The organism is Streptomyces sp. OfavH-34-F (assembly GCF_022347745.1).
Taxonomy (GTDB): Bacteria; Actinomycetota; Actinomycetes; order Streptomycetales; family Streptomycetaceae; genus Streptomyces.
The window spans coordinates 1-7161 of record NZ_JAKRGC010000327.1 but is presented as its reverse complement, the minus strand read 5'-3'; the positions used below and the strand labels follow the sequence as shown (position 1 = coordinate 7161).

Below are 7161 nucleotides of genomic sequence, written 5' to 3'. Positions count from 1 at the left end.
CGGGCCACCGCCCGGCGTTCCGGCCGCGCACCGGCGAACTCCGGCCGCTGAGCGCCTTCTTCCGCGCCCTGGACGCGGCCCCGCACCGCGACAGGGTCTTCCCCACCCGCGGCCGGGTGCACTACGCGTTCCTGGTCGGGCACGGCCGCGAGGACACGCTGCGCCGGATCGTCGGCCGGATCGCCCGCAGCCGCTGCCCCGTGTTCCGGGCCGTGCTCCGGCGGTGCGGCGAGGGCGGTCCCGGCTGGCTGTCCTTCCCGGCGCCCGGCTGGAACCTCGCGCTCGACCTGCCGGCCGGGCTGCCGGGGCTCCCCCGCTTCCTCGACTCCCTGGACGAGGAGGTGGCGGCTGCGGGCGGCCGGGTGTCGCTGACGGAGGACTCCCGGCTGCGCCCCGACGTGCTCGCCGCGATGTACCCGAGGCTGCCCGGCTTCCGGGCGCTGCGGGCCGAACTGGACCCGGCCGGGGCGTTCCGCTCGGACCTGTCCCGCCGGCTGTCGCTGTAGACCCCCTCCCCCTCTCCCCTGCAAGGAGCGTTCCCGTGAAGGATGCCTTCGGTGCCCCGCAGTCCCTGCTCGTCCTCGGCGGCACGTCGGAGATCGGGCTCGCCACGGCACGCCGGCTGATCGCCCACCGCACCCGCACGGTCTGGCTGGCGGGCCGCCCGTCGCCCGCCCTGGAGGCCGCGGCGGAGGACCTGCGCCACCGGGGGGCGTACGTGCAGACCGTGGCGTTCGACGCGCTGGACACGGAGTCCCACGAGACGGTCCTGGGGAAGGTCTTCGCCGAGGGCGACATCGACATGGTGCTGCTCGCCTTCGGCATCCCGGGCGACCAGGAGCGGGACGAGGAGGAGCCGCCGGCCGCGGTCCGGGTGGCGCAGACGAACTACACGGGCGCGGTCTCGGCCGGTCTGGTGTGCGCCGGTGCGCTCCAGGCGCAGGGACACGGCTCACTGGTGGTGCTGTCCTCGGTGGCCGGTGAGCGGGCCCGGCGCGCGGACTTCATCTACGGGTCGAGCAAGGCGGGCCTGGACGTGTTCACGCAGGGCCTGGGCGACGCGCTGCACGGCACGGGGGTGCACGTGATGGTGGTGCGCCCGGGCCCGGTGGTGCCGGACGCGGCGGCGGTACGGAGCGCGGGCGGCCCGCTGGCAGCGGTCCCGTTCACCCGGACCCCGCTGGTGACGACGCCGGGCGCGGTGGCCGACGCGATCGTGACGGGGCTGCGGCGGCGCTCGGAGACGGTGTGGGTGCCGGGGGCGCTGCGCGCGGTGATGTCGGTGCTGCGCCATGTCCCGCGACCGCTGTTCCGGCGGCTGCCGGTCTGAGCGGTCGCGCGCGCCCCTCTAGGGGTGGAGGGAGGGGGCGTCCAGGGAGCTGCCGCTCTGGGCGGGGACGGCCGGGTTGACGCCGCCCGCGCCGAACGGGAACTCGTTGATCTTGCGCCAGACGCGGTCGGCGCCCTGTTCGTACAGCGCGAAGGAGCCGCAGATCCAGGACGCCTCGTAGTCGGCGAGTTCCGCGTAGGCCCGGTCCATCGCCTCCTCGGAGATGTCGTGGGCGACGGTGACGTGCGGGTGGTAGGGGAACTGCAGCTCCCGCACCAGCGGCCCGGAGGCGTCCCGGACCCGCTTCTGGAGCCAGGCGCAGGCGGACGCGCCCTCGACGACCTGGACGAAGACGACCGGCGAGAGCGGCCGGAAGGTGCCCGTGCCGGACAGCCGCATCGGGAAGGGGCGGCCGCCGGTCGCGATCGCGGCGAGGTGCGCCTCGATCGCGGGCAGGTCGGCCGCCTCGGCCTCGGTCGGCGGCAGGAGGGTGACGTGGGTGGGAATGCCGTGTGCGGCAATGTCCCCGAAGCTCGCGCGCCGCTCCTGGAGCAGGCTGCCGTAAGGCTCCGGGACCGCGATCGAAACGCCGAGCGTTACGGTCCCCACGTCGTTCTCCTTCACTCCTCGGTGGTCTGTTTTCAGCCAAGGGCGGCCGCAGACTTCACGCCGCAAGTGTGCCGCCTGCGCCCGTCTCGCCGCCAGGGTCCTTGGACTCAGTGCTTCGCGGGCAGAAGGCCCATCCGGTCGTAGACCGACGCCAGGGTCTCGGCGGCCACGGCCCGCGCCTTCTCGGCGCCCTCGGCCAGGATGGCGTCCATCGTCTCGGTGTCGTCCAGGTACTCCTGGGCGCGGGTGCGGAAGGGTGTGACGAAGTCGACCATGACCTCGGCGAGGTCCGTCTTCAGCGCACCGTAGCCCTTGCCCTCGTACTTCTGTTCCAGCTCCGGCACCGACGCGCCGGTCAGCGTGGAGTAGATGGTCAGCAGGTTGCTGACGCCCGGCTTCTCGGCGCGGTCGAAGCGGATCACCGTGTCCGTGTCGGTGACGGCGCTCTTGACCTTCTTGGCGGTGGCCTTCGGGTCGTCCAGGAGGTTGATCAGGCCCTTCGGGTTCGCCGCCGACTTGCTCATCTTGGACGACGGGTCCTGGAGGTCGTAGATCTTCGCCGTCTCCTTGAGGATGTACGGGTCCGGGACGGTGAACGTTTCGCCATAGGTGCCGTTGAACCGCTCCGCGAGGTTGCGGGTCAGCTCCAGGTGCTGGCGCTGGTCCTCGCCCACCGGGACCTCGTCGGCCTGGTAGAGCAGGATGTCGGCGACCATCAGCATCGGGTACGTGAACAGGCCGACCGTGGTGCGGTCGGCGCCGTGCCGGGCGGACTTGTCCTTGAACTGCGTCATCCGGGATGCCTCACCGAACCCGGCCAGGCAGTTCATCACCCAGCCGAGCTGCGCGTGCTCCGGGACGTGGCTCTGGGCGAACAGCGTGCAGCGCTCGGGGTCGAGCCCGGCCGCGAGCAGCTGGGCGACGGCGAGCCGGGTGTTGGCCCGCAGCTGCGCCGGGTCCTGGGGGACGGTGATCGCGTGCAGGTCGACCACCATGTAGAAGGCGTCGTGGGACTCCTGCAGCGCCACCCACTGGCGGACCGCGCCGAGATAGTTGCCGAGGTGGAACGAGCCGGAGGTGGGCTGGATTCCGGAGAGCACACGGGGACGTTCAGAGGCCATGGGCTCATTGTCTCAGGTGCCGGGCCCTTCTCGGGCAACCGGTGGAGGAATCGTCCGGCGGCCCCGCGCAGCGGAAAACGCGGGCACACCGTGAAGTGAAGGTTTCCTCGCGGGAGAACCGACCGACGATACAAAGTGGGGCCAACCTCTGCCCCCGCCGCACGACGAACGGAGATCCCGTGTCGACCACGGACAACGCCATCGCCTCCGCCGAGGCGCACAGCGCGCACAACTACCACCCGCTGCCCGTCGTCGTCGCCACGGCCGACGGCGCCTGGGTGACCGATGTCGAGGGCCGCCGCCATCTCGACATGCTGGCCGGCTACTCGGCACTCAATTTCGGCCACAACAACCGTCGGCTGATCGACGCGGCGCGGGCGCAGCTGGAGCGGGTGACGCTCACCTCGCGGGCCTTCCACCACGACCGGTTCGCCGACTTCTGTACGCGCCTGGCGGAGCTGTGCGGCATGGAGATGGTGCTGCCGATGAACACCGGGGCGGAGGCCGTGGAGACGGCGGTGAAGACCGCCCGCAAGTGGGGCTACCGGGTCAAGGGCGTCCCGGACGGCATGGCGAAGATCATCGTGGCCTCGGACAACTTCCACGGCCGGACGACGACGGTCATCAGCTTCTCCACCGACCAGGAGGCCCGCGCCGACTTCGGCCCCTACACGCCCGGCTTCGAGATCGTGCCGTACGGGGACCTCACCGCGATGCGCGACGCGATGACCGAGAACACCGTGGCGGTGCTCATCGAGCCGATCCAGGGCGAGGCGGGCGTGGTGGTGCCGCCGCCGGGCTATCTCGCCGGGGTCCGGGAGCTGACCCGCGAGCGGAACGTGCTGTTCGTCGCCGACGAGATCCAGTCCGGCCTGGGCCGGACCGGGAAGACCTTCGCCTGTGAGCACGAGGGCGTCGTGCCCGACGTGTACCTGCTGGGCAAGGCGCTCGGCGGCGGCGTGGTGCCGGTGTCGGCCGTGGTGTCGTCGGCGGCGGTGCTCGGCGTGTTCCGGCCCGGTGAGCACGGCTCGACGTTCGGCGGGAACCCGCTCGCCTGCGCGGTGGCGCTGGAGGTCATCGCGATGCTGAACAGCGGGGAGTACCAGCAGCGCGCCGCCGAGCTGGGCGACCACCTCCACCGCGAGCTGGGGATGCTGGTCGGCCGGGGCGCGGTGCGGGAGGTGCGCGGCCGCGGGCTGTGGGCGGGCGTGGACATCGAGCCGGCCCTGGGCACGGGCCGGGAGATCTCCGAGCGGCTGCTGGAGCGCCGGGTGCTGGTGAAGGACACCCACGGCTCCACGATCCGGCTCGCCCCGCCGCTGGTGATCGGCAAGGAGGACCTGGACTGGGGGCTGGAGCAGCTGCGCGAGGTGCTGGGCGACTGACTCCCGGGGGTGCCGGGCCGGCCCCGGCGCGCGGCCCGGCACCCCCTTGGGCGCGAGTGTGCGTGCCGGGCGTCGACCGGCAGGCGGGACTTTCAGAACACGCCCTAGGTCAGCACCCGCAGCAGGGCCTCCAGCGTGCCCTTCCAGGCGCTGTCGGTCGGGGTGCCGTAGCCGATGACCAGGGCGTCGCGCTCCAGTCCGGCGTCCGGGTGGCGGAACCAGCCCAGGCCCTCGACCGCGAGCCCCTGCCAGGCCGCCGCCCGGATCACCTCCGCCTCGGTGCCCGCCGGCAGTTCGAGGACGGCGTGCAGCCCGGCGGCGATGCCGCTGACCCGGATGTCCGGCGCGCGTTCGGCCAGCGCCGCCACGAGCTGGTCGCGCCGGTTGCGGTAGCGCAGCCGCATGGACCGCACATGCCGGTCGTACGCGCCCGACGCCATGAACTCCGCGAGCGTCAGCTGGTCCAGCGCGCTGGGCGCCCAGTCGCTGGCCCCCTTCGCCTCGGCGACCTCGGCGGCCAGTGCGCGCGGCACGACCATCCAGCCGAGCCGCAGCCCCGGCGCCAGGGACTTGCTGGACGTGCCCAGGTACACGACGCGCTCCGGGTCCAGTCCCTGGAGGGCGCCGACCGGCTGGCGGTCGTAGCGGAACTCGCCGTCGTAGTCGTCCTCCAGGATCAGCCCGCCGGTGGACCGCGCCCAGTCGACCGCCGCCGCCCGCCGGTCGGGGTGCAGCGGGACGCCGGTCGGGAACTGGTGCGCGGGGGTGAGCAGGACCGCGCCCGCGTGGCGCAGGGTGTGCAGCTCGCCGGTGCGGCTGCCGAGGTGGTCGAGCGGCAGGCACGGGATGCGCAGCCCGGCCTCGGTGAGCAGCCGGGTGTGGATCTTCAGCCCGTACGACTCGACGGCCACCTCCCGCACCCGGCGCCCCCGCAGCACCTTGCCGAGCAGCATCAGGCCGTGCACGAACCCGGCGCAGACGATGATCCGGTCCGGGGCGGCGTACACCCCGCGCGCCCGTGCCAGGTACTCGGCGAGGACGGTGCGCAGCTCGATCCGGCCGCGCGGGTCGCCGTAGCCGAAGGCGTCGTGCGGGGCGTCGGTGAGGGCGCGGCGGGCGGCCTTGAGCCATTCGGCGCGCGGGAAGGTCGCCAGGTCCGGGGTGCCCGGCATCAGGCTGTAGGCGGGCGCGGTGCGCGGGGGCCGGGAGCGCGGCGCCCGGGAGACCGGGGCCCGGGGTTCGGCGCGCCGCGCCACCCTGGTCCCGGAGCCCTGCCGGGCGGTGAGCCAGCCCTCGGCGACCAGTTCCGCGTAGGCGTCGGCGACGGTGTTGCGGGCGATGCCGAGGTCGGCCGCGAGGGTGCGCGACGACGGCAGCCGGGTGCCGGGGGTGAGCCGGCCGGTACGCACGGCCTCGCGCAGGGCATGCATGAGCCCGGCCCGCAGACCGGTGGAGCCGGTCGGGTCGATGTGCAGGTCGGCGCCGAAAGTGGCCCAGGTATCCGTCATGGAAATGGACCATACAAGTGCGCCACTGGCTCATAGTCTTGGGGGCATGACGACGAACGAGAACAGCACGAGCATCTCCGAGTACTGCCCCGAGCACACCCCCCGCATGGTCTGGTCCGAGCACGCCCCCGAGGTCTACAAGGCCATGGCCCGGCTGGAGGCCGCCTCCCGCCGGGGCGTCGACCCGGTGATCGCCGAGCTGGTGAAGATCCGCTCCTCGCAGCTCAACCACTGCGCCTTCTGCCTGGACATGCACACCAAGGACGCGCTCGCGGCGGGCGAGTCGGTGCAGCGGATCGTCCAGCTCAGCGCCTGGGAGGAGTCGCGGCACTTCTACACGCCGAAGGAGATCGCGGCCATCGAGCTGACCGAGGCGGTGACCGTCCTGACGGACGGCTTCGTCCCGGACGAGGTGTACGACCGGGCCGCGAAGCACTTCGGTGAGGAGGAGCTGGCCCACCTCATCGCCGCGATCATCACCATCAACGCCTGGAACCGGTTCGCCGTGTCCACCCGCATGCTGCCCGGCCACTACACGCCCGGCGACTTCCGCTGAGCGGCGCCGTGACCGCGTCCGCCCTGCGCGCCCTGCACCTCGGCCGGGCTCCCGGCGACCCGCTGGTCCTGCCCGGGCCGTGGGACGCCGCGAGCGCCCGTGCCTTCGCGGACTCCGGCTTCCCCGCGCTCGCCACGCCGAGCGCGGGGGTCGCCGCGTCCCTCGGGTACGAGGACGGCTCGACGCCCGCCGGTGAGATGTTCGCGGCGGTGGCCCGGATCGCGCGGGCCGTGTCCGTACCGGTCTCCGCCGACGTCGAGGCCGGGTACGGGCTGCCGGCCGGGGAGCTGGTGGAGCGGCTGCTGGCCACCGGGGCGGTCGGCTGCAACCTGGAGGACACGGTGGACGGCGTCCTGGTGGACGCGGAGCGGCAGGCGGACCGGCTGGCGGCGGTCCGGGCGGCCGCCGGGGACGCGCTGTTCGTCAACGCCCGGATCGACACGTTCGTGACGGGCGTCCCGGAGGGGGCGGACCCGGCGGCGGAGACCCTGCGCCGGGCGCGGCTCTACGCGGCGGCGGGCGCGGACTGCCTCTACCCGATCCTCGCCCCGGAGGCGGTGTTCGGGCTGCTGGCCGGCGCCCTGCCGGGGCTGCCGGTGAACGCCCTGGCCCGGCCGGACGCGCCCGGGCCGCGCCGGCTGGGCGAGCTGGG

7 protein-coding genes and 1 pseudogene are annotated in these 7161 nt (G+C 73.6%); 5 read left to right on the top strand and 3 right to left on the bottom strand.

Annotated elements, in window-relative coordinates:
- Both MHW47_RS29910 and MHW47_RS29905 read left to right on the top strand, forming a co-directional pair.
- Window positions 1-506, top strand: a pseudogene (locus tag MHW47_RS29910) (decaprenylphosphoryl-beta-D-ribose oxidase); the annotation flags it as partial.
- 35 nt (window positions 507-541) lie between these two features.
- On the top strand, window positions 542-1330 hold the full coding sequence (locus MHW47_RS29905; RefSeq protein ID WP_239226959.1) for a decaprenylphospho-beta-D-erythro-pentofuranosid-2-ulose 2-reductase: 789 nt from the start codon (window positions 542-544) through the stop codon (window positions 1328-1330).
- 18 nt (window positions 1331-1348) lie between these two features.
- On the opposite strand, the gene MHW47_RS29900 is transcribed toward MHW47_RS29905, so the two are convergent.
- A complete protein-coding gene (locus MHW47_RS29900; protein ID WP_239226957.1) occupies window positions 1349-1939 on the bottom strand; it encodes a 2'-5' RNA ligase family protein in 591 nt (196 codons plus the stop codon).
- A 107-nt stretch (window positions 1940-2046) separates the two neighbouring features.
- A complete protein-coding gene (gene trpS, locus MHW47_RS29895) occupies window positions 2047-3060 on the bottom strand; it encodes a tryptophan--tRNA ligase (RefSeq protein ID WP_239226955.1) in 1014 nt (337 codons plus the stop codon).
- Window positions 3061-3239: 179 nt separating this feature from the next.
- Here trpS and rocD point away from each other — a divergent pair, with 179 nt between their 5' ends.
- A complete protein-coding gene (gene rocD / locus MHW47_RS29890) occupies window positions 3240-4445 on the top strand; it encodes an ornithine--oxo-acid transaminase (protein WP_239226953.1) in 1206 nt (401 codons plus the stop codon).
- Window positions 4446-4549: 104 nt separating this feature from the next.
- Here the strand turns inward: rocD and MHW47_RS29885 are convergent, their stop codons facing one another.
- Window positions 4550-5953 (bottom strand): PLP-dependent aminotransferase family protein, encoded by a 1404-nt coding sequence (locus tag MHW47_RS29885; protein ID WP_239226951.1) that lies wholly within the window; start codon window positions 5951-5953, stop codon window positions 4550-4552.
- Window positions 5954-5999: 46 nt separating this feature from the next.
- On the opposite strand from MHW47_RS29885, the gene MHW47_RS29880 reads away from it, so the two are divergent.
- Together MHW47_RS29880 and MHW47_RS29875 are read left to right on the top strand one after the other, a co-directional pair.
- On the top strand, window positions 6000-6509 hold the full coding sequence (locus MHW47_RS29880) for a carboxymuconolactone decarboxylase family protein (RefSeq protein ID WP_239226949.1): 510 nt from the start codon (window positions 6000-6002) through the stop codon (window positions 6507-6509).
- Window positions 6510-6517: 8 nt separating this feature from the next.
- On the top strand, window positions 6518-7161 hold a 644-nt coding region (locus MHW47_RS29875; RefSeq protein WP_239226947.1), incomplete at its 3' end, for an isocitrate lyase/phosphoenolpyruvate mutase family protein.

Excerpts from the sequence above, each read along its gene's own strand:
- trpS (WP_239226955.1), bottom strand. The coding sequence starts at position 3,060 with ATGGCCTCTGAACGTCCCCGTGTGCTCTCCGGAATCCAGCCCACCTCC.
- MHW47_RS29880 (WP_239226949.1), top strand. The coding sequence starts at position 6,000 with ATGACGACGAACGAGAACAGCACGAGCATCTCCGAGTACTGCCCCGAG.
- MHW47_RS29885 (WP_239226951.1), bottom strand. The coding sequence starts at position 5,953 with ATGACGGATACCTGGGCCACTTTCGGCGCCGACCTGCACATCGACCCG.